We start from the raw sequence: 25,835 nt of genomic DNA, 5'->3' as shown, positions 1-25,835 counted from the left end.
AACCCGTCAAGTACCCTTGAAACGTGAACTTAAATGCATTGAGCGACTTTGCCGTGCCCGCGCTGGGTGGCGCCGGCCCCGTCCAGCCGCATCTGGCATCATTCCTGCCCGATTGGCTCAACCCCCAGGTCTTCCTCGCCGACCCGGCCCTTGCCCCGTGGGTTGTCCTGCTGGTGTGCGGCATTATCTTCGCAGAAACCGGCCTGCTGATCGGGTTCTTCCTGCCCGGGGATTCCATGCTGTTTACGGCGGGCCTCCTCGTGGCGACCGACACGATCAAGTTCAACATCTGGCTCTTCGCCGCGCTGATCATCGTGTCTGCCATTATTGGCAACCAGACGGGCTACCTCATCGGCTCCAAGGCCGGCCCTGCCATCTTCAACAAGCCGGACTCAAGGCTCTTCAAGCATGAGAACGTCGACAGTGCACACAAGTTCTTCGAAAAGCACGGCGGCAAGGCCCTGATCCTTGCACGCTTTGTGCCCATCATCCGCACCTTCGTTCCCGTCATCGTGGGCGTCGCCGCGATGGACAAGCGGAAATTCTTCCTGTTCAACGTCATCGGCGCTGTCCTCTGGGGTGGCGGTGTGACGCTTCTCGGCTATCTGCTGGGTGACAAGGTCCCCTGGGTGCGGGACAACCTGGACATCATCTTCATCGTCATCGTGCTCCTCTCGGTCATCCCGGTGGGCATCGAAGTCCTCCGTGGCATGGCCGCCAGGCGCGAGGCCGCGGCCTTCGGGACGGACCCGGTGGAGGAGTTCATCGAGGAGCACGAGCCCGAGGCCGAGCGCAAAACGAACCTCGACTAATACCGCGGGCAACAGCAACGCGGGGTCACTTAGCGCCCAATGGGATGACCGGATTGGGCGGTAAGTGACCCCGCGTTGCTGTTTACCAAAGAGAAACTACCGCAGGGCCTCCACGATCGAGGGAAGCAGCGCACGGAACGCCAGGCCGCGGTGGCTGATGGCGTTTTTCTCCTCAGGACTGAGCTCGGCACAGCTGCGGTCCAGGCCCAGGGGTTCCAGGACGGGATCGTAGCCAAACCCGCCTTCACCCCGCGGCTCACGCAGCAGCGTACCGGCAAGCTGCCCGTACTCCACCACTTCGCGGGCCCCGTCCCCGGATGCCGACGCCGGCACTGCAAGGGCCGCCGCGCACACAAAGGCGGCTCCACGGTGGCCGTCCGGCACGTCCGCCAGCTGGGCCAGCAGCAGCTGCAGGTTGGCGTCGTCGTCACCGTGGCGGCCGGCCCAGCGCGCGGAGAAAATCCCCGGCGCGCCGCCGAGGACATCCACGGACAGCCCGGAGTCGTCGGCGATGGCCACCAGGCCCGTGGCCTCGGCCACCGCCCGCGCCTTCAGCAGCGAGTTTTCCGCAAAGGTCACCCCGGTTTCCGGGACGTCGGGGGCTCCGACAGCGGCCGCGTCCACCACCTGTGTGTCGACGTCGAGCCCCGGGATCTGCCCGCGCAGCAGCTCACGCAGCTCCCGCAGTTTGCCGGCGTTGCGGGTGGCCAGCACCAGCCGGGGTGCAGGTCCGCCGCTCACAGCGTCGTGGCCACTCACGGTGCTTCGGCCAGGGTCTCGCGCTGGATGGCCGCCAGCTGTTCTGTCCCCAGCAGGGCCAGGTCCAGCAGCTTGTTGAGTTCGTCCCGGTCAAAGGGTGCGCCTTCGGCCGTGCCCTGGACCTCCACGAACTTGCCGGAGCCGGTCACCACGACGTTCATGTCGGTTTCGGCCCGCACGTCCTCGATGTACGGCAGGTCCAGCATGGGGATGCCGTCGATGATCCCCACGGACACAGCGGCAATGGTGTCGATCAGGGGCTGGGCGTTGCGTGCGATCATCTTGTTCTCGCGGGCAAAGCGGATGGCCTCGGCGAGCGCAACGTAGGCGCCGGTGATGGCGGCCGTCCGGGTGCCGCCGTCGGCCTGCAGGACATCACAGTCCAGCACGATGGTGTTCTCGCCCAGGGCCTTCGTGTCGATGATCGAACGCAGCGAGCGCCCGATCAGGCGGGAGATTTCGTGCGTGCGGCCGCCGATCTTGCCCTTGACGGACTCGCGGTCGGACCGGGTGTTCGTCGCGCGTGGAAGCATGGCGTATTCGGCGGTCACCCAGCCACGGCCTTCCCCCTTGAGCCAGCGCGGAACGCCTTCGGTGAGGGAAGCGGTGCACAGGACCCGGGTGTTGCCGAACTCGATGAGGGCCGATCCCTCGGCCTGCTTGGACCAGCCGCGGGTGATGCTGATGGGCCGGAGCTGGTCCGGGGTGCGGCCGTCGGCACGGATGACGGGGGCAGTGGTTGCTTCGGAAGTCATGCCTTTAGCTTATCGAGCCGCAGGCGCGACGGTGCCACGTCAATCGGTGCCACGTCAGGTCAGTTCCAGCTCAGACGGTGTAGTGTACGCCCGCCACGGCCACGGCCACGTCACCGGCAAAGGCCGGACGTGCCTCGGCCATGACCTTGGTCTGTGACGTCCACACCGGGATATGGGTGAGGAGGAGGCGGCGCGCGCCGGCGGCGGTGGCTGCCTCCCCGGCCCGCTTGCCTGTCAGGTGGACGTCCTTGATGCCGTCGTCGCGGCCTTCCTCGAAGGCCGCCTCGCAGAGGAAGAGGTCGGCGTCCTTGGCCGCCTCTTCCAGCCCGCGGCACGAATCGGTGTCGCCCGAATAGGTCAGCACGCGGGTCACGGCATTCCCGGCGGCGTCCGGCTCGGTCACCTCCACGCGCAGCGCGTAGGCCTCCTCAACGGGGTGGTTCACGGCGAACGGCGTCACCGTGAAAGGCCCGACGGTGACGGACTGGCGCTCGGCCCAGTTGGTGAAGTCGAACTCCTCGCGCATCCCCGGATCCAGGTCCAGCCCGTAGGCGGTTGCCATCCTGTCGGCGGTGGCGGCGGGACCCCAGACGGGGATCCTTCCCCTGTCCCAGCCGCCCGGCTTCCAGCGCACCGCCACGTGCAGGCCGCAAAGGTCCATGCAGTGATCGGGGTGCAAATGTGTGAGGAAGATCGCGTCGATGTCCTCGAGGTCGGTGTATCGCTGGATGGCGCCCAGGGCCCCGCTGCCCAGGTCCATGACCACCTTCCAGACCCGTTCGCCGTCGTTGGCGGTCAGCAGGTAGCAGGAGGCGGGTGACCCGGGGCCGGGAAACGAGCCGGTGCAGCCGACGATGGTGAGTTTCACCGGAAAGACCCCCCGGGGGCTGCCCCGCTGCCGGCGGCCTGCCCGACGAAGTTGGAGATGCGCGGGCGTGCTGCCGCGTTCCGCGCGGCGGCGATCATTTCCGGGGTGATCCGGGCCAGGCTGCCCGTGGGGTACTGCGCCGCAACGTGGTCCACGTGCTTGACGCTGAGCACCTCCGGCCCGAGGAACCTGCGGGCCAGGGCTTCGAACTGGCCCGGATCCCCGGTGGCGATGAAGCTGTGCTCCGGCGGCGCCGGGTCCGTCCGTTCGAGGCCGTTGCTGGCCAGCGCCCGGTAGACGTCCTTTGCGGTTTCCTCGGCGCTGGAGACCAGGGTGACGTCCTCGCCCATGACGTAGGAGATCACACCGGTCAGGAGCGGATAGTGGGTGCAGCCCAGCACCACGGTATCCACGCCCGCGGCTTTCAGCGGCTCCAGATACTCGCTGGCGATGTCAAGCAGTTCCGGCCCCGTGGTGATGCCGGCCTCCACATACGGCACGAACGCCGGGCAGGCCACGGACGTGATCTCCAGGTCAGGCGCCGCGGCAAAAGTGTCCTCGTAGGCCCGGGACCCCACGGTGGCGGAGGTGCCGATCACGCCTACCCGGCCGCTGCGAGTGGCCGCGACGGCGCGGCGCACGGCCGGCTGGATCACCTCGATGACGGGAATCCCGTAGCGCGCCGTGTAGCGCTCGCGGGCGTCCCGGAGCACCGCGGCCGACGCCGAGTTGCAGGCGATGGTGAGCAGCTTGACGCCGGAGTCCACGAGTTCGTCCATGACGCCGAGGGCGTTGGCGCGCACCTCCGCGATGGGCAGCGGCCCGTACGGGCCGTGGGCGGTGTCGCCCACGTAGAGGATGGATTCGTTCGGCAGCTGGTCGATGATCGACCGTGCCACCGTGAGGCCGCCGACCCCGGAGTCGAAGACGCCGATCGGCAGCGATCCCACATTAACGCCGTCGGCCGGTGCGGACTCCGCTGCAGCTCCTGCTGCCGGATCCATGCTCGATGCTGAAGTCATGATTATTTGAGGATAGGTCTTCCCGTGAGGTGCGGCCATCACTTGTGGCGAGCGACTCATGTCGAATTTGTCACATCCGGCGGCTGAAACCCTCTGTAGCCGAAGCGCTCAGGGCGGAACCGCTCAGGGCCGCGCGTCCAGTGACTGCAGCATCGCCTGCACAAGCGACTCCTGCAGCCACGTGGTGAAGTTGTAGACCAGGGCGAGGTAGCTTTCCACGTCCTCGGCCTGGGACCAGTCCTGCATCTGGTGGACGTGGTCGGCGTCCGCCTCGTCCCGGATGTCGAGCCGCTCGGCGAGTACCAGCCGTACATCGTTGAGGGCGGTGGACCAGTGCCGGGCATCAGCAGGTGTCAGGACGAGCTCGTCCTTGTCCAGGCCCAGCGCGGCGGCGCGCAGGGCGCCGACCTTGCTTTCCCGCAGCGAGCGTTCGGTGAGCTGGCGGAACTCAAGTGCGGCCGCGGCGTCGTCCTTCACTGCATTGGGCAGCAGCCGGCGGAGAGCCCGGTCCGACGGTTCCCGGACCTCCATGTCCAGTCCGATCATCGCGGCGAGCGGATCCTCGGAGCCGCGGTCGGCCGGCTCCAGCATGGAGATGACGTCGGCGAACAGGCTGCGCAGCAGTTCCCTTTCGGCCGGTTCCAGGAAACCGGTGATGCCCTTGAGTCCGGATTTAAAAGCCTTAGCCACGTTTTCCCTTGCCCTTGCCCGGGCCGCCGCGTTTGCCGCCCCCGCTGTCTCCGCCGGTTGCCTTCTCCACGGTGGCCCACAGGCCGAACCCGTGCATCGCTACCACGTGCTGTTCCACCTGTTCCTTGCTGCCATGGGCAACGATGGACCGGCCCTTCCTGTGGACCTCGAGCATCAGCTTGTTGGCTTTGGTCTCCGAGTAGCCGAAGTAGCTCTGGAACACGTAGCTGACGTAACTCATCAGGTTGACGGGGTCATTCCAGATGACAAGGTTCCAAGGGACGTCCGGGGCGGTCAGTGCGTCGGTGGACACCGCCGTTCCGGTCTGGATGCTCTCCTGGGTGTCAGGGCCGAGCGCAACGCTTAAGGTCATCTGTCCATTCTATGGCGATGATGGGCCCACGCCGGCGAGGGCCCCGCGGCGAAGCGAAGCGAGACGTGGGAGCCGGTGGGGACTAGAGTGATTTTTGTGAGTAACTCCGCCAGCTGGGAGCAGCCCCGCACGTCCCTGTTCACCGACCATTACGAGCTGACCATGCTGCAGGGGGCCCTCCACTCCGGCGCCGCGCACCGCAAGGCCGTGTTCGAGGCGTTCGCGCGCAGGCTCCCGGACGGCCGCCGGTACGGGATTGTGGGCGGTACGGGCAGGCTGCTGGAAGGCATCATGGCATTCCGGTTCGGCGAGGCGGAACTCGAATTCCTGGCGCGCACCGGCGTGGTTAACAAGGAAACGCTCGACTACCTGGCCGACTTCCGCTTCACCGGCGACATCTGGGGTTACGCCGAGGGCGAGGCGTATTTCCCCAACTCCCCCATCCTCATCGTCGAATCGACGTTTGCCGAGGCGTGCATCCTGGAGACCTACGTCCTGTCCGTCCTCAACCACGACAGCGCCATCGCCTCGGCGGCTTCGCGCATGGTGATGGCCGCCGGACAGCGGCCCTGCATCGAGATGGGGTCCCGGCGGACGCAGGAGGAATCAGCCACGGCTGCCGCCCGTGCCGCCGTCATCGCCGGGTTTGACAGCACCTCGAACCTTGAGGCCGGGCTGCGGTACGGACTCAAGACGGTGGGCACCGCCGCCCACTCCTTCACGCTCCTGCATGACACCGAGCGGGACGCCTTTGAGGCGCAGGTCGCCTCCCTGGGGGCCGGCACCTCGCTGCTGGTGGACACGTACGACGTCGAGACCGCCGTCCGTACGGCCGTTGACATCGCCGGGGACAAGCTGGGCGCCGTGCGGCTGGACTCCGGCGACCTGGTGGAGCAGGCGCAGTGGGTCCGGCAGCTGCTCGATGACCTGGGCAACGAGCACACCCGCATCACGGTGACCTCGGACCTGGACGAATACGCGATTGCGGCGCTGCAGTCCGCCCCCGTTGACTCGTACGGGGTGGGCACCTCCCTCGTGACCGGCTCCGGGGCACCCACCGCAAGCATGGTCTACAAGCTGGTCAGCCGGACCAACGACGCCGGCGACTTCGTCTCGGTGGCCAAGGCCGCCAAGAACAAGACGAGCAAGGGCGGGCGCAAGTACGCCCTCCGCCGGCTCAACGACAACGGCACGGCCACTCAGGAGCTCATCGGCGTGGGCCACCGGCCCGCCGACGACGGAAATGACCGCACGCTACTGCAGCAGTTCATCAAGAACGGCGAACTCCTGCCGGGCTGGACTGGCCACGAAGGCGTCCTCCGGGCCCGGCAGCGCCACGCTGATTCGCTGGCCGAACTGCCGGCCGTGGTCCATCGCCTGCACCGCGGCGAGCCGGCTATCCCCACAATCTACGAAGAGAACTGAGGACAACTGATGGCACGGGCACTCATCATCGTCGACGTCCAGAACGATTTCTGCGAGGGCGGCGCGCTGCCGGTGGAGGGCGGGGCCTCTGTGGCCGGGGCCATCAGCGAGTACGTCGAGAACCACCACGGGCAGTTCGACCACATCGTGGCCACGCAGGACTGGCACATCGATCCGGGCGCCCATTTCTCGGAAGCCCCTGACTTCAAGGACACCTGGCCCCCGCACTGCGTCGCCGGGACCCAGGGTGCGGAGCTTCATCCGGAGCTCGACACCGAACACATCCAGGCATACTTCCACAAGGGCCTGTACACCGCGGCCTACTCCGGGTTCGAGGGCCTGCTGGCGCCGGAAGACGCCGTCCCCACCGGTGAACGGCAGCCCGGTTCCCTGCCCGGCGCGGCCGACCCCGGGTACGCGCCGGAGGAAGATGCAATCGGCCTCGACGACTGGCTGCAGAGCCACGACGTCGAGGACGTTGTGGTGGTGGGCCTCGCCACCGACCACTGCGTCATGGCCACGTCGCTGGATGCGGTCCAGGCCGGCTACTCCGTCACCGTGATCAAGCGGCTGACGGTGGGCATCGCCGATGACCTCGACGACACCTACGCCGAAATGGAGCTGGGCGGCGTGGACCTCGAGTAGGTCCCAGCCGGGCTGCTTCCTGCCCAGCTTTGGTTTGCCCTGCTACTTCCTGCCGATGAACCAGTCCTGGAGCTTTTTCAGCCTGGACTGAAGCTGCTCCTCGTTCGCCTGTGCCACGGGAGGCCCGCCGCAGACGGTGCGGAGCTTCGTGTGCACTACCCCGTGCGGGGTGCCCGTCCGCGCAGACCAGGCCGCCACGTTCTTCGCCAGCTCGTTCCGCAGGTCCATCAGCATCCGGTGGTCCGGTACTGCGGGGGCGGCGGGCTCAGCTGCGGGGCCCTGGCGTTTCTTCCGGCCCTGCTGCTCGTGCTGGCGCTGGCGCAGCAGCATACCCACTTGCTCGGCGTCCAGCAGGCCCGGGATGCCAAGGAAGTCGAGTTCGTCCTCGGAGCCGATGTCGCCTCCGGTGCCGAATTCGCCGCCGTCGAACAGCACGCGGTCGAAGGACGCCTGCGAGTCCAGCGCCTCGAACTTGCCCTTGGTCAGGCTGTCCGAGGCCCTCTCCTCGCGGTTCGCCTCGTCCATCAGCGACTCTTCGAGGTCCATCAGGCCGTCCGCGTCATCGTTCTGCGGCCGGTCCAGGGCATGGTCACGTTCGGCTTCCATGCTGTTGGCCAGCGCCATCAGCTGGGGAACGGACGGGAGGAAGACGGAGGCCGTTTCGCCCCGCTTCCGGGAACGCACAAAGCGCCCCACTGCCTGGGCGAAGAACAAGGGGGTGGAGGTGGAGGTGGCGTAGACGCCCACCGAAAGGCGCGGCACGTCCACGCCTTCGGACACCATGCGCACGGCCACCATCCAGCGCTTGTCGCCCGCGCTGAACTCCTCGATCTTGTTCGAGGCCTTGGCATCATCGGACAGAATCACCGTGGGCGACTCGCCCGTGATCTTCTTGAGCTGGCCGGCGTACGCCCGGGCGTCCTCATGGTCGGTGGCGATCACCAGGCCGCCGGCGTCGGGAACGGACCGCCGGACCTCGCTGAGCCGTTTGTCCGCTCCTGCCAGGACGGCGGGGATCCATTCCCCGGCCGGGTTCAGGGCGGTCCGCCATGCCTGTGACGTGATGTCCTTGGTGACCGCCGCCTCGCCGAGGGACGCGGCCATCTCGTCGCCGGCGCTGGTGCGCCAGCGCATCTGCCCCGAGTAGGCCATGAAGATGACCGGACGCACCACATGGTCACGCAGTGCGTTGCCATAACCGTAGGTGTAGTCCGACTTCGAGCGGCGGATGCCCTCGCGGTCCTCGGTGTACTCCACAAACGGAATGGGCGAGGTGTCCGACCGGAACGGCGTACCCGTCAGGGACAGCCGGCGGGCAGCGGGGTCGAAGGCCTCGCGGAGACCGTCGCCCCAGGACAGGGCCTCGCCGCCGTGGTGGATTTCGTCAAGAATCACCAGGGTGCGGGCGGCCTCGGTCTTGGCCCGGTGCAGCATGGGCTTGCTGGCCACCTGCGCGTAGGTCACGGCCACGCCGATGAACCCGCGGCCGTGCTGGCCGTCCGAATTCTTGAAGTTCGGGTCAATGGCGATGCCGACGCGCGCGGCAGCGTCAGCCCATTGCCGCTTAAGGTGGTCGGTGGGCGCGACGATGGTGACGCGGTTCACCGTGCCGGCCTCGATCAGCATGGAGGCCACCCTGAGGGCAAAGGTAGTCTTGCCGGCGCCGGGGGTGGCCACGGCCATGAAATCGCGCGGAGCCTTGCTGAAGTACAGGTCGAGCGCTTCCTGCTGCCAGGCACGGAGCTTCGGGGCGGTTCCCCAGGCTGCACGTTCCGGATAAGCCGGGGGCAGGGTGGGTCCGCCGAAGAGTGTCTCCGTCACTATTTGTTGTTGCCTGAGTCTCCGCCGGACCCGCTGCCGCCGTCGTTGCCCGGGCGGAGGCCGTCATAGACCTCTTTGCACATCGGGCAGACCGGGAACTTCTGCGGATCCCGTCCGGGCGTCCAGACCTTGCCGCACAGCGCGATGACCGGTTCGCCGGTCATGGCGGACTCCATGATCTTTTCCTTGCGCACGTAGTGTGCAAAGCGCTCACGGTCGCCGGGCTCCACTTCCTGGCGCAGTTCCTCGCGCTCAATCGTTGCGGTGGACGATCCGGCGCCGGAAAGCTCACGCATGGGGTCGTTCTCGAGAGGATCCGTCATGCTACTCATGGCATCCATCTTAGCCGTTCCGAGGGTGCGGCCGCGGGAGGACCCGGGCGCAGGTTCCGGTCAGAGGCCCTGCCAGGCCGGTTTGTGGTCGTAGGTGTGCCGGTAGTAGTCGGCGAGCTTCAGTGACGACGCGGCGGCCTCGTCCAGCACGATGGAGGCGTGCGGGTGCAGCTGCAGGACTGAAGCGGGGCAGATCGCCGCGAGTGGCCCCTCCACCAGGTCGTGGACGGCCTGCGCCTTTTGGGCTCCGGTGGCCAGCAGGATGGCGTGCCGCGACTCGAGGATGGTGCCCAGCCCCTGGGTCACCACGTGGTGTGGAACCTCGTCAAGGCTGCGGAAGAAGCGGGCGTTGTCGCGCCGGGTCTGCTCGATGAGCGACTTGATCCGGGTGCGGGATGCCAGGGACGATCCCGGCTCGTTGAATCCGATGTGGCCGTCGGTGCCAATGCCCAGAAGCTGCAGATCGATGCCGCCGCGCTCCCTGATCCGGTCCTCGTACGCACGGCAGGCCGCCGGGATGTCCGGGGCGCTTCCGTCCGGTCCGAGGATGTTGTCCGGGTCGATGTTGACCCGGTCCGCGAAGTCGCGGCGGATCACCTGCCGGTAGGACTCAGGGTGACCGGGTTCCAGCCCGACGTACTCATCGAGGGTGAATCCGTAGGCACGGCTGAAGTCCAGGCCGGCCTGCTCGTGGCGCCGGGCGAGTTCGTCGTAGACCGGCAGCGGCGATGATCCAGTGGCGAGCCCCAGTACGGCGTCGGGCTTGCCCCGCAGCAGGCTTTCCACCGCGTCTGCCACGAGGGAGGCAATCTGCCTGCCGCCCGGAAGTATGACGACCTCCATTTTCGGCCTTTCTCTCAGCTGTCCTGCTAGTCAACCACGGCGCGGTCGCCGCCCGTCAGATGGATTCGGCGGTTGGGTGTTTTCAGCGGTTGACAGTCACCTGGGCCAGGAGCTCCGGGCCGCGGGCATCGAGCCAGCGCCCGCCCACCCGGACCCCCACAATGAACAGTGCCGTGCCAAGGACGGGACCCAGCGCCAGGTTGATCCAGCCAAACAGCGGGTCGCCGGTGAGCACCTGTGCGAGGACCAGGCCGGCCTCCGGGAGGACCAGGACCAGGAGGACACCCATCCCGCCAAACTGGACGGCCAGTGTCTGCCCCACGTTGCCCGGGGGCTTCTTGAACGGGCTGTCGCCGGGAAGGGGCACGGCAATGGTGTAACGGGCGGACACCACGGACGACAGGCCCAGCCCGGTCAGCAGCACTCCCACGGATATCCCGAGGATGGAGGGCCACCACGCCCAGTCCGCTGTGATGAAGAAGGGCACGACGGCGAGGACCAGCACCGTGGGCAGCGCGAACGCCAGGCAGGCCAGCGCGCGCCCCAGCCGGTCATCGACTCCCCGCACACCGGCCGCGACGTGCAGGGCAAATGCGGTGTTGTCGTAGGACACATCCCCCGAAATGGACCATGCCAGGAGGAACGCCGTGAGCGGCCCGGTGATCATCAGAACGCCGTAGTCGTTGGTCTGGCTGCCTTGGAAAGCCAGCACAACCGGCAGCAGCGGAATGACCACCAGCGAACCGGAATACCGGGGATCACGGAACCAGTAGGTCAGTGCCCGCGCCGTGACAGCACCGGCCGGCGTCGCGGGCAGAAGGGAGAACAGCCCCAGGCGCCCGCCCTTCCGGCGGCTGCTCCCGCTGTAGGGCGGCGTGACGAGGGCACGCTCCAGCAGCAGCTTCCAGCACCAGGAAAGTCCCGTCAGCGAGGCCGCGGCAATGAGCAGCTTGAGTGCCGCCGGGCCCGGCTGTCCGGCTTCGAGGTCGCCGCCCAGCGACCAGGCGGCCCCCAGCGGCGTCCAGGAAATCTTGCCGGCCAGGTCGGACAGGAAGGCCCCGGACCCGGCCATGCCCTGGAAGATGCCGGCGGTGATCGGACCCAGGAGAACCAGCGGAACCATGAAGGCGATGCCGCTGACGTCCTTGAACCGCCGTGATGCAGCCAGGCTCGAAGTAGCCGTCGTGACGACCCGGCAGAACACCACGCAGGTCAGCACGCCCAGGACGGCGCCGACCAGCGCGCCAGCAGCTGGCAGGACCCCCCGGGACCAGGTGACCACGGTGCCCAGGGCGACAATCGAGGTGGCCAGCCCGGGGAGCCCGATGAGGCCACCCAGCGCAAGGCCGGCCAGAAGCTGCGGCATGGGCACGGCCGACGTCGTGAACCGGGCAGGGTCCAGCGTCATGTCCACGGCCGAGGCAATGACGGGCACAATTCCCCAGCCCAGCAGTGCCGCCGAGCCGCCAAGCACCACAACGGTCTGGGCCAGGCCCGGGTCCTCCTGCCGGAGCAGGACCAGCAGCACCACGCACATGCCGACGATGAAAAGCGCATACAGTCCGCCGAACGCCAGCCCCACCAGCTGCCAGGGGCTCCGCCGCAGGCCGTTCCGGAGCAGCGTGAGCTTCAGCCTCAGGAGGTGCGCAACCATTCGAGCCCCTCCGTCCGGCTCCGCCCGCCCACGAGCTGCACGAACCGTTCTTCGAGGGTGGCGCCGGCACGCACCTGGTCGACCGTGCCCGCGGCCAGGATCCGGCCGCCGGCAATCACAGCGACGTGGTCGCACATCCGCTGCACGAGGTCCATCACGTGGCTGGACACGATCACGGTGCCGCCCGTGGCCACATACCTGTCCAGGATGTCCCTGATGTTGGCGGCGGAGACGGGATCCACCGATTCGAAGGGCTCGTCCAGCACGAGGACCTTCGGAGCATGGATCAGTGCGGAGGCCAGCGCGATCTTCTTGGTCATGCCGGCGGAGTAATCCACCACCAGGGTGCCCGCGTCCTGGCTGAGGTCCAAAGCTGCGAGCAACTCCCGCACCCGGGCAGCGACGACGTCCCGGTCCATGCCCCGGAGCAGCCCGGCATAGGTGACCAGCTGCTCACCGCTGAGCCGGTCAAAGAGCCGCACGCCGTCGGGGAGGATGCCCATCAGCTTCTTGGCTTCCAGCGGCTGCGCCCAGACATCCACCCCGTGGACCACCGCGGTTCCGAAGTCCGGGCGGAGAAGGCCCGTGGCCATGGACAGGGTGGTGGTCTTGCCGGCGCCGTTGGGCCCGACGATGCCGAAGAACGAACCGGCGGGAACGTCCAGGCTGATGCCGTCCACCGCGATCTTGGTGCCGAAGCGCTTGGCAAGCCCCCTGATCGAGAGGGCTGTTAAGGGAGTGCTCATGCACTTACCCTAGCCGCGGCCTGTCACCGTGGGGATCCTCCGGAAGGAGTAGAAAACTCAGAAGGCCCGGCCGTCAAAAAGCACGGCGCGGCACGGCCCGTTCATACTGCGGCGCCCAGCGCAGGTCGTGGCCGAGTTCAAAGGCGGCCCGGAGCCACCAGTGCGGATCCCGCAGTGCCGCCCGGGCGATAAAGACGCCGTCGGCCTGACCGGTGGCCACCACATGCTCCGCCTGGTCCGGGGACGTCAGCAGCCCCACGGTGCCGGTGGCGACTCCTGTTTCGCGCCGGATCCGGGCTGCGAAATCCGTCTGGTAGCCAAGTCCCGGCTGGATCTGCTGGTGCGCCACGGCCCCGCCGCTGGACACGTCGACGAGGTCCACGCCCCGCTCGGCGGCCTGCTCGGCCAGGCTGACAGAGTTCTCGACGCTGATTCCGCCCTCTGCCCAGTCGGTTGCCGAAATGCGAAGCAGCAGCGGCATGGACTCCGGGATGACGTTGCGGACAGCATCAATGACGGCCAGGGTCAGCCGGTTCCGCCCCTCTTCATTGACGCCCCAGGAGTCAGTGCGGTCGTTGATCAGGGGGCTCTGAAACTCGTGAAGGAGATATCCGTGGGCACCGTGCAGTTCGATGGTGTCGAAGCCTATCTCGACGGCACGGGACGCCGCGGCGGCAAAATCGGCGATGACGCCCTGGATGTCGTCCTCCGCCATGGCGGCGGGCGGCGCGTAGCCGTCGAACGCCTGGGCGCCCGGACCCACTGTCTCCCAGCCGCCGTCGGACGCCGGAACCGATCCGCTCCGGCCGGAAAACGGCCAGTACGTGGACGCCTTGCGTCCTGCGTGGGCGAGCTGGGCGCCGATCTTTGTGTCGGCGACACCGTGGCGGTGCACGAAGCGGACGATCCGCTCCCAGCCCAGCGCCTGCTCGTCGTTGTACAGCCCCGCGTCGCGCGGACTGATGCGCCCTTCGGCATTCACTGCCGCGGCCTCGGTCAGGATCAGGGCCGCTCCCCCGGCGGCGAACGATCCCAAGTGCATGAGGTGCCAGTCGTTGGGCACGCCGGGCGCCTCGTCAGGCTCGCAGCTGTACTGGCACATCGGTGAAACCCAGCCGCGGTGCTGCAGTTCCAGGGACCGCAGTTTCAGGGGACGGAACAGCGCGGGCCCCGCCACTAAAACAGCACCCGTGCCAGGGCCTGGCGGGCCTTGCCCACGCGTTCGTCCGTGGTCCCGACAACTTCGAACAGCTCGAGCAGGCGCACGCGGGCGGTCTCGCGTTCCGGCCCGAAGTTCCTGCCGATGAACGCGACCACGCGGTTCAGGGCATCCTCCACGTGGCCGCCCGCGAGATCGAGGTCGGCCACGCCCAGCTGGGCTGTGAGGTTGTCGGGTTCATCCGCGGCGAGCTGGCGAAGGGCCTCGCCCTCGGGTCCGGAAAGGCTCTGCAGGCGCTCCATGAGCTCCACCTGCGCCAGGCCCGCCTTGGCCTCGGCGTCCGCGGGCATCTCGGCGAGCGCCTGCCGGTAGGCAGCGGCCGCAGCGGCGTAGTCACCCTCTTCAATGGCGTCGAAGGCCTTCTGGTGAAGCGGCGGCAGAGGGGCCGGGGCGGGTTCTTCTGATGAACCTGCGCCACCTCCAACGTTGCCGGTCACCCCGTTGGCGGCGGCAACCGTCAGCAGTTCGTCCAGCAGGGGGCGGATCTGCTGCTCGTCCGCGCCACCCTGGAAGAGCGGCACCGGCTGGCCTTTGAGCACGGCCACTGCGGTGGGGACGGCCTGCACCTGGAATGCCTGAGCCAGTTGCGGGAACGCTTCGACGTCCGCGGCGGCGAGGACCAGCCGGCCGCCGTAGCTCCGGATGTTCCGGTCAAGCGCATCCAGCACACCGGCCGATTCGGGCGAATAGGCGGCCCAGAGGGCAAACACCACAGGCACCTGGGCGGACAGCTCGATGAGGCTCTGGAAGTTTGCCTCGGTGACGTCCACCCGGAGGGCGGGTCCGCCGTCGGCCTGCTGGGCCTCTGGGTCACCTGCCGCGGGGGCATTGTTCGGCGCCGGCGGCGCCGGCCGCTGCTTGAGGGAGGAGAGGTCGACGGCGCCGCGAAGGTTAAGCTGGCTCGCGGCCGAAGGGACAGGGCGGGAAGCTGGCGAACTCATAGCTCCCACTCTAGCCACAAGAGCGGCCGCGGTAAGCACCGCGGCCGCTCCAGTGACGGCAGGTTTACGAGGCCGTTCCCTACTTGAAGCTGGCGCCAACCAGTCCGCGCGTGGCCGCCACGAGCTTCATCGGATCCTTCGAGTCGGCCGGCGGCACGTACACGGCCACGGATTCGGCGAACTTCAGCACCATGCCGGTGGTGGTTTCCTTGCCACCGGCGAGGACGGCCGCATCGTTGCCGATGGACAGCTTGTCGCCTTCCGCCTTGGGGGTGCCATCAAAGTTGAAGGTCAGGCGGCCAAGGACCAGGGCCCCGCCGTCCTCCGTGCGGAACACGACAGTATTTTCCGGAACGACCTTGTGGGTGAACGCGAACTTGCCGTCCACGCCGTCCTTCACAATGTCAGCCTGGTAGGACAGCGTGTCCGCGATGTACGGGGAGGACTCCCCTTCCACCAGCTTGCTCTTGAACGTGGAACTGGACTTGGTCAGCCGGTCCGCCAGGCCGGCGAGCGCTTCCTGCCCGCTGTAGAGCAGGCCGGACTTGTCGCCCGCGGCAAGCGACTCCGTGCCGCCGCGTACGATCGCCGGGAAAGTGGTGCCCGGCTGCAGCGGTGACGTGCCCACAAGCTTGTAGTTCTCCCGCGGGGACTTCTGCACGAGCGTGAGCAGCTGCGGCACAACGTTGCCTTCACCCTGTGTGACGGCGAGGACGGAGCGCGGCCATTCGCGCTTGTCCGTGACCACCGTGGTCAGCAGCTTTGTGGAACGCACGGGCATGCGTGCATCGTAGGAGGCCACCCGCGACCTGATCTTGTAGTTCTGGGTGCGGACCTCAAGTTCCGTCCCGGCAACGCGGGCGGCAAGCTTCTTGGCGTCCTTCGCGGCGTCGCCGGCGTCGGTGGCGCTGGCCACCTGTTCCAGGATGCGGCGGAACTGGGCGTCCAGCACCACCGGTGTGCCGCCGGCCGCGGGGGCAGCGGACGCGCTCGTCGTGGGTGCCGCGGAGGTAGAAGCCGGGGCAGACGAAGTGCTGGCCTGTGCGGCAGCTGCGCCGCCGGCAAGGACAGCGGCCGTGGTGGCCGCAACCACCACGCTGAGCCGGGCGGAGGAGGACCGTTCGCCGGCCTTGGCTGCTGCCTTGGCGCGGGCGCGCCGGGCGAACAGGCTTCCCAGCTTGTCGCCGGCCTTGTCAGCGGACCCGTTGCTTGAGGACCCGCCGTCGCGGGACGCCCCGCCCTTGGGCTTGAGGACCAGCAATGCCCCGCCGGCGAGGATCAGGAGCCCGCCGAGGACCATGAGAGGCACGGCCCACGGCATGGAGGTGTCATTGGGGAACGTCATGGAAATGGACGACGGCGCGGGCTTCTTTCCGTCCGCTGCGAGCAGCAGTGACCAATCGCCGTCGGCCGGGGCGGACCAGGTGTAGTCAAGCTCGCCGCTGGCGTTCTCGGTGCTGACCCAGAGGTCAGAACCGGCCGGCGACGGCGCACTGGCTTCGCCGTCGGTGTGCTTTACCTGCAGCGACTTCTTGTCCTCGGAGATTCCGGTGACCGTGTTGTGGGCGGTCTTGCCCACCCAGGCGTCGACGTCATCCGGGCGTCCTGCCGCGAGCAGGAAGCTGCCCTCACCCTTGACCTTGATGCTGACCGTTCCACCTTCGAGGGTGCGCAGCTTCTGGTCGATAACGGTCAGGGGCGCGGCTTCGCCGGCGGAAGCCGTTGCCGTCACTGTCTCAGCGGGGGCCCAAAAGGTCTTCTGCCCGATGCCGGCCAGCAGTGTCAGGAGGCCGAGCAGCACAAGTGCAACTGCAGTCTTGAAACGCAAAGGAATACCTATCATCAGCGGGGGTTTACCTCCAATAGTAACCGTTTTGTTACCAATAGGCCGGATCGGGGGGTTCAGGAGCCCGGCTGCCACTCCGGGGAAACGCCGCCCGCCCGGCTATTCACAAGGCTGCTGATAGTGTTTGCGATGATCATCACACCCGGCCCGCAGCCGCGGCGCCACGGACGGTAAAGGCATCAAAAAGCAGTGACTGAACACACGGATCCGTCCATGCGCGGCCCCGAAGAACTGCCCGACGCCGACTCCCCCCAGAGCCCGCCGGCAGCACAGGACACTGCTGCACACAGTGCGGCAGCACCCGGCGCCGCGCCGCGGCCCGCACTGCCGCAGAAGCCCGTAAGGACAAAGGGCCGGCCAGCTGCCCTGGACGCCGTGTTGCGGCGCCTGCGCCAGCCAATCCCCGGCGCCCAGCCCAGGCTACGGTTTGAGTTCCCGCCAGAGCATCCCGAGGGCGTCGAAGCAGAGCAACCTGCGGACACCGCACGTTTCGGTTCCCCGGGGCCCCGCATTTCGGCCCAGCACCCGCTGTACCTGGGGTTCATGGGTACCGTAGGCGTGGGCCTGGCCCTCCTGGTCTACTGGATCGGTTCCCACACCACCCAGCTCCTGCTGTGGATCGTGGCCGCCCTGTTCATCGCCCTTGGCCTGGACCCGGTGGTGCGCTGGCTGGAGGGCCGGAAGATCCCCCGGCCCGCCGGCATCCTGGTATCGGTGTCCGTGCTGATGATCGCGGTGGTCGGCTTCTTTGCCACCCTCATCCCCACGATCGTGGAGCAGGTGACCGAGCTCGTGAAGCAGGCCCCGGTGTGGGTGCGGGACTTCATCAACTCCGACTTCTTCCGGACCCTGGACAACCAGTTCGGCGTCCGTGACCGCATCACCGAGGAGCTGGACAAGTTCGTCAAGAACCCCGAGGCCATGAGCGGCATTTTCGGCGGCGTCCTCGGATTCGGGTCGACGGTGGCCAACGGCCTCTTCGGCACGCTGATCGTGCTGGTGCTCAGCCTTTACTTCCTCGCCGCCCTTCCCGCGATGAAGAAGTGGGGCTACCGGCTGGCGCCGCGGTCCCGGCGGGCACGCGTGGAGGCGCTGTCCGAGGAGATCACCCGCTCTGTGGGCAACTACGTCATCGGCCAGGCTGTGGTCGCCCTCCTGAATGCCACCTTCGCCTTCATCGTGATGTCGATCATCGGCGTGCCGTTCGCCGTGCTGCTGACCTTCGTCGTGGCGCTGCTGGCCTTCATTCCGCTGGTTGGCGGACTGATCGCCGGCGTGGTGGTCATCCTGATCACCCTGACGCTGGGCTGGCAGTCCGCCTTGGCCTACGCCATCTGTTACTTCGCCTACCTGCAGTTCGAGGCGTACTTCATCTCGCCGCGCATCATGCAGAAGGCCGTGGCAGTACCTGGCGCCGTCGCGGTCATTTCGGTGATAGCCGGCGGCAGCCTGCTCGGCGTCCTGGGCGCACTCATTGCCATCCCTACCGCGGCTGCCACCCTGCTGCTCATCAAGGAGATCTACATCGTCCGCCAGGACAAGCACTAAGTACAGACAAGCACTAGGCGCAGACAAGCACCAGTCTCAGACGGCGGCGGTCGCCACCGGGCCTTCCCACTCCTGCGGGAGGCCTGCGGCTCCTGAACCGTCGCGCGTGACGTCGTCCACAATCTCGTTCAGCACCCGGGCGGCCTGCTTCTCCCCCACCCAGAGGTGCTTGGCGCCGTCGACCCCCACCACCCTGGCCTGCGGCACAAGTCGGAACCGGGCCTCTGCGGCGGCCGGCCGGAGGTAGTCGTCGTGCTCAGGTACCAGGACGGTCAGCGGCTTGCCGGACTGCGCCCACTGCCGGAGGTGCTCGTCGGTGGCACGGTGCAGCGGCGGGGACAGCAGCACGGCGCCTTCCACCTGTGAGGCCACCGGTTCCACGGCGCCGTACATGAGGGCGAGTTCGGTGCCGAAGGACCAGCCCACGAGCCAGCGGTTGGGCAGCCCCCGCTCGACGGCGAAGCGCACCGCCGCCTCCACGTCGTACCGCTCGCCGATGCCTTCTTCAAACGCTCCGTCGCTGGTTCCGCGCGGCGAGGACGTGCCCCGGGTGTTGAAGCGCAGCACGGCCACTCCCGCCAGCGCCGGCAGCCGGTAGGACGCCTTGCGGTACACGTGGGAATCCATGAAGCCGCCGTGCGTGGGCAGCGGGTGGAGGGTGATCAGCGTGGCAGTGACCGGGCCCGATTCCGGCAGCGCCAGCTCGCCGACCAGCGTGTGGCCGTCTTCGGTGCGGATTTCGATGTTTTCGCGCCGGGCGGGAAGCACCGTGGAGGCGCGGATCGCGGTGGCTGCTGATGGCTGGCTGAAAACGTACGACGCCGGGTCAAAAGTCATGCGCACCAGCTTATCTTCCGGCCGGGTTGAGCCCGGCACCGGTCAGCTTGAGTTACCGGTACCGGAAGTTGCGGGACGTCCAGCAGTTGGTGTGCCAGTGGCGCCGCTCGGCCAGCCCCGCGGCAGCTCCGAACAGGTGGTCGTCCGCCCAGACAACCAGATGGGCGATTCCGGGCAGCACAGCGGTGGAGCAGCCCGGGCAAATGTACGTCTTTTCGGCGTTGCGGGCCGTCATGGTCCGCACCATCCAGTCGCCGTCCGGCGCACTTTCCCGGCGGGCGAATCCAGCGCGGGCCCGTTCCAGGTCCAGTTCGGGCGCGGGACCTGCGCCGTGCTTTCCTCCGCCCGGCGCATTTCCGGCTGCACCGCGCCCGGCTTTGGCGCGACGGGGACGGTTGGAGCGGGGCATGCCTCCATTCTGCCTTAGCCGGTGGCCCTGCCCGGCCCTGCATGACACCGTGCTACTGCACTGTGCAGGGAAAGAAACTGCAGCGGAGTACTGCGGAGCAGGTATGGTGTAGGGCGTGCGTCTCGTCATAGCCCGTTGCTCAGTTGATTATGTTGGCCGGCTCAAAGCCCATCTCCCCCTCGCCACCCGGCTCCTGCTGGTGAAAGCCGACGGTTCCGTGCTGGTGCACTCCGACGGCGGCTCCTACAAGCCCCTGAACTGGATGAGCCCGCCCGCCGTTCTCCGCGTCACCTCCCCGGAGGACGCCGACGTCGAAATTGGCGTCGTCGAGCAGTGGACCGTGCAGTCGGCCAAGACGGACGACCGGCTCATCATCAACATCCATGAACAGATCCACGACAGCTCACACGAACTGGGACAGGACCCCGGCCTGATCAAGGACGGCGTCGAGGCCGATCTGCAGCGGCTCCTCGCTGACCAGATCGAAACCCTCGGCGAAGGGTTCTCCCTGATCCGGCGGGAGTACTTCACCGCCATCGGGCCCGTGGACATCCTTGCCCGGGATGCCGGCGGCGCCACGGTGGCCATTGAACTGAAGCGCCGCGGCGATATCGACGGCGTGGAGCAACTGACGCGGTACCTTGAACTGCTCAACCGGGATCCGCTGCTGGCGCCGGTACGCGGCATCTTCGCCGCCCAGCAAATAAAGCCCCAGGCCAGGGTGCTCGCGACGGACCGCGGCATTGACTGCGTGACCCTGGATTACGACGCGATGCGGGGCGTTGACGACATCGAATCCCGGCTTTTCTGACTGCCCGGATCCGTAGCCACGGGGTGATCAGGCGTTTACTCCGGATTTGCCCAAAATTTGCCGGAATTCGCGTTTTGCCCGTTGACCAGACGGTTTGCCCATGAAATTCTTGTATCAGTCTTTGTGTAGGTGTTTTTCATGCTCGCAAGACATGTTGCGAGCGCGAAGCTCCTGCAATGCAATTCCGGTTATCGGGGGTGCAGGCCAGGATTCTTCTCGCGGAGTAACCAAGACCAGTACGAGGTGTGCTGGCCTTAAAAAGTTCCATACTGAGGAGAAATAAATGGCACAGGGAACCGTCAAGTGGTTCAACGCTGAAAAGGGCTTCGGCTTCATCACCCCGGACGACTCCGATGGCGATGTCTTCGTTCACTACTCCGAGATCCAGACCGGCGGGTTCAAGACCCTCGACGAGAACCAGCGCGTTCAGTTCGAAATCGGCCAGGGCGCCAAGGGCCCCCAGGCTACGGGCGTAACCGTCGTCTGATTAGTCTCAAACCAAATGATCCTCGGCATTCGTGCCGGGGATCATTTTTGTGTCACTAATATTTTCAGATCTTGAAACATTCACTGGGAGTGTCTCTTTACCGCTGACAGACAGCGGGAGCCCTCACCGCCAGGTCCCGACGCCGATGACCGGCCCGGCTTCGAGCCACGACGACAAACCTGTGTAAGCGTCGAACTTCATGGCCAGGAAGACGTCTTGGCCCTCGTAGCGAAGCTCCACGATCACGACGTCGGGCTGAACCTTGACCAGCTCCGCCTCCGTGGGCTGGCGCCGGCCCAGCAGCTCAAGGGAGCTCCGTTTGAAGCGGTGGCGGGGCCGGACGCTCAGCGACAGGAGTTTGAACCACTCAAGCTCATTGTCCTGATAACGACAAACCCCCATCCGCCAGCTCTTTCCAGCCGTACGAATGGAGGCGTCCACCGTGCCCAGGGCACGCCGCAGGTTGAAGCGGCGCACCCCAAACAGGCACAGCGTAAAAATCAGCACCGCGAACACGGTTGCTATGGCGATGAACGGAAAGGAAGAAACGTCCATCAGGGTTGTGCTATCGGATCCCCGCAGTGGCCGCGTCACCCAGTTGGGCGTTGTCAGCAACAATTACCACCCGGTTGTTGTCGACGGAGAAGAACCCGCCGTCAACATCCACGGCAATGCGGTCGCCGGAAACCGGCTCGATTGCCAGCTGACCCTCGGCCAAAATCGCCAGCACGGGCGAGTGGCCGGGCAGGATTCCGATCTCACCATCGCTGGTGCGGGCCTTGACCATCTTGGCCGCCCCGGACCACACGAAGTGGTCCGCTGCGACAATCTCAACCTCAAGCTCAGCCATATTACTTGGTCTGTTCCTGAATCTTGGCCCACTGGCGCTCAACGTCATCCAGGCCACCGACGTTGAAGAACGCCTGCTCTGCAATGTGGTCGAGTTCGCCGTCGCAGATCGCCGCGAAGCCTTCCACGGTGTCCTTGATGGAAACGGTGGAGCCCTCCACGCCGGTGAACTGCTTGGCGGTGTAGGTGTTCTGGGACAGGAACTGCTGGATGCGGCGCGCACGCGACACGACGATCTTGTCCTCTTCGGACAGTTCGTCGACACCGAGGATGGCGATGATGTCCTGGAGTTCCTTGTTCTTCTGCAGGATCTGCTTCACACGGACAGCCGTGTTGTAGTGGTCCTTGCCGATGTACTGCGGGTCCAGGATTCGGGACGTCGACGTCAGCGGGTCCACGGCCGGGTACAGACCACGGGAGGCGATTTCACGGGAAAGTTCCGTGGTGGCATCCAAGTGTGCGAACGTCGTGGCCGGTGCCGGGTCGGTGTAGTCATCTGCGGGGACGTAGATGGCCTGCATCGAGGTGATGGAGTGGCCCTTGGTGGACGTGATGCGCTCCTGGAGGAGGCCCATCTCGTCGGCAAGGTTCGGCTGGTAACCCACGGCGGAAGGCATGCGGCCCAGCAGCGTGGAAACCTCGGAACCTGCCTGCGTGAAGCGGAAGATGTTGTCGATGAAGAGCAGCACGTCCTGGTTCTGGACATCGCGGAAGTACTCCGCCATGGTCAGTGCGGACAGGGCCACGCGCAGACGCGTTCCCGGCGGCTCGTCCATCTGGCCGAACACAAGGGCAGTGTCCTTGAGGACGCCTGCCTCTTCCATTTCAACCCAGAGGTCGTTACCTTCACGGGTACGCTCGCCGACACCGGCGAACACGGAAGTACCACCGAAGTTGCGGGCAACACGGGTGATCATTTCCTGGATCAGAACGGTCTTGCCCACACCGGCGCCGCCGAACAGGCCGATCTTTCCACCCTTGATGTACGGGGTGAGGAGGTCGATGACCTTGATGCCCGTTTCGAGCATTTCGGTGGAACCCTCGAGGGACGCGAAGGACGGGGCCTTGCGGTGGATCGGCCAGTAGTCCGAAGCCTGGATCTCGGACTCGTCGACGTCCAGCGGCTTGCCGAGGACGTTGAAGATGTGGCCCTTGACGCCGTCGCCCACAGGCACGGTGATCGGGGAACCGCTGTCCACTACGGACGTGCCGCGGACCAAGCCGTCGGTTGCCTGCAGGGAGATAGCGCGGACGAGGTTGTCACCCAGGTGCTGGGAGGTCTCGAACGTAATGGTCTTGGTCTCACCGTTGAGAGTGATCTCGGTGGTGAGTGCGTTGTAAATCGAGGGGATTGCGTCAGCCGGGAATTCGACGTCGACAACCGGGCCAATAACACGTGCAATACGGCCGGTGGCGCCGGCCGTTGCTGCTACGTGTTCGGTAGCGGTGGCAGTCATCTCTCTCACTTCACTCGTAGATGGCGTGGGGTTAAGTTTATCTTTTGTTGCAGGGGTCCGGGACCGGTCCGGCTACGACGCGAGTGCGTCGGCGCCGGCCACGATTTCGGAAAGCTCCTGCGTAATCTCTGCCTGGCGGGCGGTGTTGCGCAGACGCGTGTACTTCTTGATGAGGTCCGTGGCGTTGTCGCCGGCGGATTTCATCGCCCGCTGACGGGCGGCGAGCTCGGAAGCCGCTGCCTGCAGCATGGCCGCGAAGATACGGGATTCGATGTAGCGCGGCAGCAGCGCGTTGAGCACCTGTTCCGGCTCCGGTTCGAATTCGTAAAGCGGCAGCAGTTCCGATTCGGACGTCGCCTGCTCTTCCACAACTTCGAGGGGAAGAAGTCGGATGACGGTCGGCTCCTGGGTCACCATGGACTTGAAGCGGGTGTACACAACGTGGATCTCGTCCACACCGCCCTCTTCGAAATCGATGGCGAAGTCCTCAAGCAGTGCCGCGCCGATTTCCTGTGCCGTGGCGAACTCAGGGGCATCGGTGTTGCCGGTCCAGACGCGCCCGTAAGCGCGGCCCCGGAAATCGAAGTAAGCCTGCGCCTTGCGGCCCACCAGATACGTCTTGACTTCCTTGCCTTCGGCACGGAGCAGTTCGTTCAGGCCTTCGGCCTGCTTGAGCACGCTGGCGGAGTACGAGCCTGCGAGGCCGCGGTCCGAGGTAATTACCAGGACGGCGGCCCGGCGGATGTTCTCCGGCTCGGTGGTCAAGGGGTGGTCGATTTCGCTCTGGCTTGCGACGGCGGAAACAGCGCGCGTGATCGCGTTCGCGTAAGGCAGTGAAGCTGCTACCCTGGCGCGGGCCTTGCCGATGCGCGAGGTAGCGATCAGTTCCATCGCCTTGAAGATCTTGCGCATCGACGTCGTCGAGCTGATCTTCTGACGGTAGACCCGGATCTGGGCTCCCATACTTATCCTTTCCTAAGATCCCGATGGCCGGGACTGCCGGACCCCCGAAGGGTTCCGGCAGTCCCTGCCAGCGAAACTAGCGCTTCTGCCTGACGATTTTTTCCTGGTCGACCTGACCCTCCGAGATAGCTTCATGCTCCTCGTGGCCTGCGCCTACCAGCTTGTCGTCGCCCTCGCCGAAGAAGCCCTTCTTGAAGTCCACGATGGCGGTCTTCAGTGCTGCCACGGTGTCATCGTCCAGGACGTTGGTCTGCGCCAGCGTCGTGAGGATGGAGGACTTGTGCTTGAGGTGCTCCAGGAATTCGGACTCGAAGCGGCTGATGTCCTCAACCGGAACGTCGTCCAGGTAGCCCTGGGTACCGGCCCAGATGGACACAACCTGGTTCTCGACCGGGAACGGCGAGTACTGGCCCTGCTTGAGCAGTTCCATCAGGCGGGCACCACGGGTCAACTGCTGGCGGGATGCAGCATCGAGGTCCGATGCGAACATCGCGAACGCCTGCATGTCGCGGTACTGGGCGAGGTCCAGCTTCAAGGTACCGGAGACCTTCTTCATGGACTTGACCTGGGCTGCACCGCCAACGCGGGACACCGAGACACCGACGTCAACAGCGGGACGCTGGTTGGCGTTGAAGAGGTCCGACTGCAGGAAGATCTGGCCATCGGTAATGGAGATCACGTTGGTCGGGATGTAGGCCGACACGTCGTTAGCCTTGGTTTCGATGAGCGGAAGGCCGGTCATCGAACCTGCGCCGAGCTCGTCGGAGAGCTTGGCACAACGCTCCAGGAGGCGGGAGTGCAGGTAGAAGACGTCGCCCGGGTAGGCTTCGCGTCCCGGCGGGCGGCGGAGCAGCAGCGACACGGCGCGGTAGGCTTCGGCCTGCTTGGACAGGTCATCGAACACGATGAGGACGTGCTTGCCGCCGTACATCCAGTGCTGGCCAATGGCCGAACCGGCGTAGGGGGCAAGGTACTTGAAGCCGGCCGGGTCGGAAGCCGGGGAGGCAACGATCGTGGTGTACTCGAGCGCTCCGTTGTCCTCAAGGGTCTGGCGGATTGCTGCGATCGTCGAAGCCTTCTGGCCGATCGCGACGTAAACGCAGCGGACCTGCTTGTTCACGTCACCGGAAGCCCAGTTGTCCTTCTGGTTGATGATCGTGTCGATGGCAATGGCGGACTTGCCGGTCTGACGGTCACCAATGATCAGCTGGCGCTGGCCGCGGCCGATCGGAATCATCGCGTCGATGGCCTTCAGGCCGGTCTGCATCGGCTCGTGCACAGACTTACGCTGGGTAACGCCCGGTGCCTGGAGTTCCAGGGCGCGGGTGGTCTCGGCCTTGATCTCGCCGAGGTCGTCGATGGGCACACCCAGGGGGTCAACCACGCGGCCGAGGAAGGCGTCGCCGACCGGTACGGACAGAACCTGTCCGGTGCGGTGAACTTCCTGGCCCTCTTCGATGCCGTAGAAGTCACCGAGGACGATGACACCGATCTCGCGCACGTCGAGGTTCTGGGCGAGGCCCAGGGTGCCGTCTTCGAAGCGAAGCAACTCGTTCGCCATGACCGAGGGAAGGCCCTCAACACGGGCGATGCCGTCACTTGCGGCGGTTACACGGCCGACCTCTACGCGCTCTGCGTTTCCGGGTTCGTAGGACGCCGCGAATTCGTTCAACGCATTACGGACGTCGTCGGCGTTGATGGTCAATTCGGCCATCTGCAGTCC

General features: G+C 66.3%; 27 protein-coding genes. 6 read left to right on the top strand and 21 right to left on the bottom strand.

The annotated features are described in order from the left end of the window. Positions 1-38 precede the first annotated feature (38 nt). A complete protein-coding gene (locus AC57BR_RS23785) occupies positions 39-812 on the top strand; it encodes a VTT domain-containing protein (protein ID WP_496365220.1) in 774 nt (257 codons plus the stop codon). Between the two features lie 96 nt (positions 813-908). Here AC57BR_RS23785 and rdgB read toward each other — a convergent pair whose 3' ends face one another. The 6 genes from rdgB to clpS form a co-directional block, all read right to left on the bottom strand. Next, a complete protein-coding gene (gene rdgB / locus AC57BR_RS23780) occupies positions 909-1,571 on the bottom strand; it encodes an RdgB/HAM1 family non-canonical purine NTP pyrophosphatase (RefSeq protein ID WP_496365049.1) in 663 nt (220 codons plus the stop codon). Beyond that, complete coding sequence (rph, locus tag AC57BR_RS23775) at positions 1,568-2,326, bottom strand: ribonuclease PH (RefSeq protein WP_003805875.1); 759 nt, start codon at positions 2,324-2,326, stop codon at positions 1,568-1,570. Before rph ends, rdgB begins: the two co-directional genes overlap by 4 nt. Positions 2,327-2,396: 70 nt before the next feature. Then, entirely contained in the window at positions 2,397-3,194 is a 798-nt protein-coding gene (locus AC57BR_RS23770) for an MBL fold metallo-hydrolase (RefSeq protein WP_496365047.1), read from the bottom strand. Beyond that, positions 3,191-4,216: a glutamate racemase gene (gene murI / locus AC57BR_RS23765; RefSeq protein ID WP_496365046.1), complete on the bottom strand. Its 1,026-nt coding sequence runs from the start codon at positions 4,214-4,216 to the stop codon at positions 3,191-3,193. Before murI ends, AC57BR_RS23770 begins: the two co-directional genes overlap by 4 nt. 123 nt (positions 4,217-4,339) lie before the next feature. Beyond that, positions 4,340-4,906, bottom strand: coding sequence for a DUF2017 domain-containing protein (locus AC57BR_RS23760; protein ID WP_496365044.1), 567 nt, complete (start codon positions 4,904-4,906; stop codon positions 4,340-4,342). Continuing rightward, positions 4,899-5,279, bottom strand: a complete 381-nt coding sequence (gene clpS, locus AC57BR_RS23755; protein WP_496365042.1) for an ATP-dependent Clp protease adapter ClpS — start codon at positions 5,277-5,279, stop codon at positions 4,899-4,901. The genes AC57BR_RS23760 and clpS overlap by 8 nt, the downstream gene beginning before the upstream one ends. Before the next feature lie 96 nt (positions 5,280-5,375). Between clpS and AC57BR_RS23750 the strand changes: the two genes are divergently transcribed. Together AC57BR_RS23750 and AC57BR_RS23745 are read left to right on the top strand one after the other, a co-directional pair. Further along, positions 5,376-6,704, top strand: coding sequence for a nicotinate phosphoribosyltransferase (locus AC57BR_RS23750; RefSeq protein WP_496365040.1), 1,329 nt, complete (start codon positions 5,376-5,378; stop codon positions 6,702-6,704). 9 nt (positions 6,705-6,713) lie between these two features. Further along, a complete protein-coding gene (locus AC57BR_RS23745) occupies positions 6,714-7,349 on the top strand; it encodes an isochorismatase family protein (RefSeq protein ID WP_496365038.1) in 636 nt (211 codons plus the stop codon). 42 nt (positions 7,350-7,391) lie between these two features. Here AC57BR_RS23745 and AC57BR_RS23740 read toward each other — a convergent pair whose 3' ends face one another. From AC57BR_RS23740 to AC57BR_RS23705, 8 genes are all read right to left on the bottom strand, one after another. Beyond that, positions 7,392-9,170: a DEAD/DEAH box helicase gene (locus tag AC57BR_RS23740; protein ID WP_496365036.1), complete on the bottom strand. Its 1,779-nt coding sequence runs from the start codon at positions 9,168-9,170 to the stop codon at positions 7,392-7,394. Then, positions 9,170-9,511: a DUF3039 domain-containing protein gene (locus AC57BR_RS23735; protein WP_496365034.1), complete on the bottom strand. Its 342-nt coding sequence runs from the start codon at positions 9,509-9,511 to the stop codon at positions 9,170-9,172. Before AC57BR_RS23735 ends, AC57BR_RS23740 begins: the two co-directional genes overlap by 1 nt. Positions 9,512-9,562: 51 nt before the next feature. Continuing rightward, a complete protein-coding gene (gene nagB / locus AC57BR_RS23730; protein ID WP_496365032.1) occupies positions 9,563-10,345 on the bottom strand; it encodes a glucosamine-6-phosphate deaminase in 783 nt (260 codons plus the stop codon). A gap of 82 nt (positions 10,346-10,427) precedes the next feature. Beyond that, on the bottom strand, positions 10,428-11,999 hold the full coding sequence (locus AC57BR_RS23725) for a transporter (RefSeq protein ID WP_496365030.1): 1,572 nt from the start codon (positions 11,997-11,999) through the stop codon (positions 10,428-10,430). Then, entirely contained in the window at positions 11,981-12,745 is a 765-nt protein-coding gene (locus tag AC57BR_RS23720) for an ABC transporter ATP-binding protein (protein WP_496365028.1), read from the bottom strand. The genes AC57BR_RS23725 and AC57BR_RS23720 overlap by 19 nt, the downstream gene beginning before the upstream one ends. A 73-nt stretch (positions 12,746-12,818) precedes the next feature. Next, positions 12,819-13,922 carry an NADH:flavin oxidoreductase/NADH oxidase gene (locus tag AC57BR_RS23715; RefSeq protein WP_496365026.1) on the bottom strand — a complete coding sequence of 368 codons (1,104 nt, stop codon included), beginning with the start codon at positions 13,920-13,922 and terminating at the stop codon, positions 12,819-12,821. Beyond that, positions 13,922-14,905 (bottom strand): co-chaperone YbbN, encoded by a 984-nt coding sequence (locus AC57BR_RS23710; RefSeq protein WP_496365024.1) that lies wholly within the window; start codon positions 14,903-14,905, stop codon positions 13,922-13,924. Before AC57BR_RS23710 ends, AC57BR_RS23715 begins: the two co-directional genes overlap by 1 nt. Before the next feature lie 79 nt (positions 14,906-14,984). Continuing rightward, positions 14,985-16,748: a hypothetical protein gene (locus AC57BR_RS23705; RefSeq protein WP_496365022.1), complete on the bottom strand. Its 1,764-nt coding sequence runs from the start codon at positions 16,746-16,748 to the stop codon at positions 14,985-14,987. Between the two features lie 192 nt (positions 16,749-16,940). Between AC57BR_RS23705 and AC57BR_RS23700 the strand changes: the two genes are divergently transcribed. Further along, entirely contained in the window at positions 16,941-18,299 is a 1,359-nt protein-coding gene (locus AC57BR_RS23700) for an AI-2E family transporter (RefSeq protein WP_496365020.1), read from the top strand. 36 nt (positions 18,300-18,335) lie between these two features. Here AC57BR_RS23700 and AC57BR_RS23695 read toward each other — a convergent pair whose 3' ends face one another. Further along, positions 18,336-19,136, bottom strand: coding sequence for an alpha/beta hydrolase (locus AC57BR_RS23695; protein WP_496365017.1), 801 nt, complete (start codon positions 19,134-19,136; stop codon positions 18,336-18,338). Positions 19,137-19,188: 52 nt separating this feature from the next. Beyond that, complete coding sequence (locus tag AC57BR_RS23690) at positions 19,189-19,545, bottom strand: Rv1322 family protein (protein ID WP_496365015.1); 357 nt, start codon at positions 19,543-19,545, stop codon at positions 19,189-19,191. A 115-nt stretch (positions 19,546-19,660) separates the two neighbouring features. Here AC57BR_RS23690 and nucS point away from each other — a divergent pair, with 115 nt between their 5' ends. Next, the gene (gene nucS / locus AC57BR_RS23685; protein WP_496365013.1) at positions 19,661-20,356 is read left to right on the top strand and encodes an endonuclease NucS; all 696 of its coding nucleotides are present in this window, start codon (positions 19,661-19,663) and stop codon (positions 20,354-20,356) included. 283 nt (positions 20,357-20,639) lie between these two features. Then, positions 20,640-20,843 (top strand): cold-shock protein, encoded by a 204-nt coding sequence (locus AC57BR_RS23680; RefSeq protein ID WP_003804766.1) that lies wholly within the window; start codon positions 20,640-20,642, stop codon positions 20,841-20,843. Between the two features lie 123 nt (positions 20,844-20,966). Here the strand turns inward: AC57BR_RS23680 and AC57BR_RS23675 are convergent, their stop codons facing one another. The 5 genes from AC57BR_RS23675 to atpA all read right to left on the bottom strand — a co-directional run bounded on the left by AC57BR_RS23675 (position 20,967) and on the right by atpA (position 25,826). Then, positions 20,967-21,398, bottom strand: coding sequence for a DUF2550 domain-containing protein (locus AC57BR_RS23675; RefSeq protein ID WP_003804767.1), 432 nt, complete (start codon positions 21,396-21,398; stop codon positions 20,967-20,969). Positions 21,399-21,408: 10 nt separating this feature from the next. Next, positions 21,409-21,693 carry a F0F1 ATP synthase subunit epsilon gene (locus AC57BR_RS23670; RefSeq protein WP_306924356.1) on the bottom strand — a complete coding sequence of 95 codons (285 nt, stop codon included), beginning with the start codon at positions 21,691-21,693 and terminating at the stop codon, positions 21,409-21,411. Between the two features lies 1 nt (position 21,694). Continuing rightward, on the bottom strand, positions 21,695-23,149 hold the full coding sequence (atpD, locus tag AC57BR_RS23665; protein ID WP_496365009.1) for a F0F1 ATP synthase subunit beta: 1,455 nt from the start codon (positions 23,147-23,149) through the stop codon (positions 21,695-21,697). Positions 23,150-23,221: 72 nt separating this feature from the next. Beyond that, on the bottom strand, positions 23,222-24,112 hold the full coding sequence (locus AC57BR_RS23660) for a F0F1 ATP synthase subunit gamma (protein ID WP_496365007.1): 891 nt from the start codon (positions 24,110-24,112) through the stop codon (positions 23,222-23,224). Positions 24,113-24,188: 76 nt separating this feature from the next. Then, positions 24,189-25,826 carry a F0F1 ATP synthase subunit alpha gene (atpA, locus tag AC57BR_RS23655; RefSeq protein ID WP_496365219.1) on the bottom strand — a complete coding sequence of 546 codons (1,638 nt, stop codon included), beginning with the start codon at positions 25,824-25,826 and terminating at the stop codon, positions 24,189-24,191. Between the last annotated feature and the right edge of the window lie 9 nt (positions 25,827-25,835).

The sequence above is a fragment of the Arthrobacter sp. BGA-UO-ETr-C19 genome (assembly GCF_059568005.1).
This window is presented reverse-complemented; position numbering and strand designations above follow the sequence as displayed.

What these genes read in the sequence shown, in the direction of transcription:
- rph (WP_003805875.1), bottom strand. Translation starts at nt 2,326, where the DNA reads ATGACTTCCGAAGCAACCACTGCCCCCGTCATCCGTGCCGACGGCCGC.
- murI (WP_496365046.1), bottom strand. Translation starts at nt 4,216, where the DNA reads ATGACTTCAGCATCGAGCATGGATCCGGCAGCAGGAGCTGCAGCGGAG.
- clpS (WP_496365042.1), bottom strand. Translation starts at nt 5,279, where the DNA reads ATGACCTTAAGCGTTGCGCTCGGCCCTGACACCCAGGAGAGCATCCAG.
- AC57BR_RS23745 (WP_496365038.1), top strand. Translation starts at nt 6,714, where the DNA reads ATGGCACGGGCACTCATCATCGTCGACGTCCAGAACGATTTCTGCGAG.
- AC57BR_RS23735 (WP_496365034.1), bottom strand. Translation starts at nt 9,511, where the DNA reads ATGGATGCCATGAGTAGCATGACGGATCCTCTCGAGAACGACCCCATG.
- nagB (WP_496365032.1), bottom strand. Translation starts at nt 10,345, where the DNA reads ATGGAGGTCGTCATACTTCCGGGCGGCAGGCAGATTGCCTCCCTCGTG.
- AC57BR_RS23725 (WP_496365030.1), bottom strand. Translation starts at nt 11,999, where the DNA reads ATGGTTGCGCACCTCCTGAGGCTGAAGCTCACGCTGCTCCGGAACGGC.
- AC57BR_RS23720 (WP_496365028.1), bottom strand. Translation starts at nt 12,745, where the DNA reads ATGAGCACTCCCTTAACAGCCCTCTCGATCAGGGGGCTTGCCAAGCGC.
- AC57BR_RS23710 (WP_496365024.1), bottom strand. Translation starts at nt 14,905, where the DNA reads ATGAGTTCGCCAGCTTCCCGCCCTGTCCCTTCGGCCGCGAGCCAGCTT.
- AC57BR_RS23705 (WP_496365022.1), bottom strand. Translation starts at nt 16,748, where the DNA reads ATGATAGGTATTCCTTTGCGTTTCAAGACTGCAGTTGCACTTGTGCTG.
- AC57BR_RS23695 (WP_496365017.1), bottom strand. Translation starts at nt 19,136, where the DNA reads ATGACTTTTGACCCGGCGTCGTACGTTTTCAGCCAGCCATCAGCAGCC.
- AC57BR_RS23690 (WP_496365015.1), bottom strand. Translation starts at nt 19,545, where the DNA reads ATGCCCCGCTCCAACCGTCCCCGTCGCGCCAAAGCCGGGCGCGGTGCA.
- AC57BR_RS23680 (WP_003804766.1), top strand. Translation starts at nt 20,640, where the DNA reads ATGGCACAGGGAACCGTCAAGTGGTTCAACGCTGAAAAGGGCTTCGGC.
- AC57BR_RS23675 (WP_003804767.1), bottom strand. Translation starts at nt 21,398, where the DNA reads ATGGACGTTTCTTCCTTTCCGTTCATCGCCATAGCAACCGTGTTCGCG.
- AC57BR_RS23670 (WP_306924356.1), bottom strand. Translation starts at nt 21,693, where the DNA reads ATGGCTGAGCTTGAGGTTGAGATTGTCGCAGCGGACCACTTCGTGTGG.
- atpD (WP_496365009.1), bottom strand. Translation starts at nt 23,149, where the DNA reads ATGACTGCCACCGCTACCGAACACGTAGCAGCAACGGCCGGCGCCACC.
- AC57BR_RS23660 (WP_496365007.1), bottom strand. Translation starts at nt 24,112, where the DNA reads ATGGGAGCCCAGATCCGGGTCTACCGTCAGAAGATCAGCTCGACGACG.
- atpA (WP_496365219.1), bottom strand. Translation starts at nt 25,826, where the DNA reads ATGGCCGAATTGACCATCAACGCCGACGACGTCCGTAATGCGTTGAAC.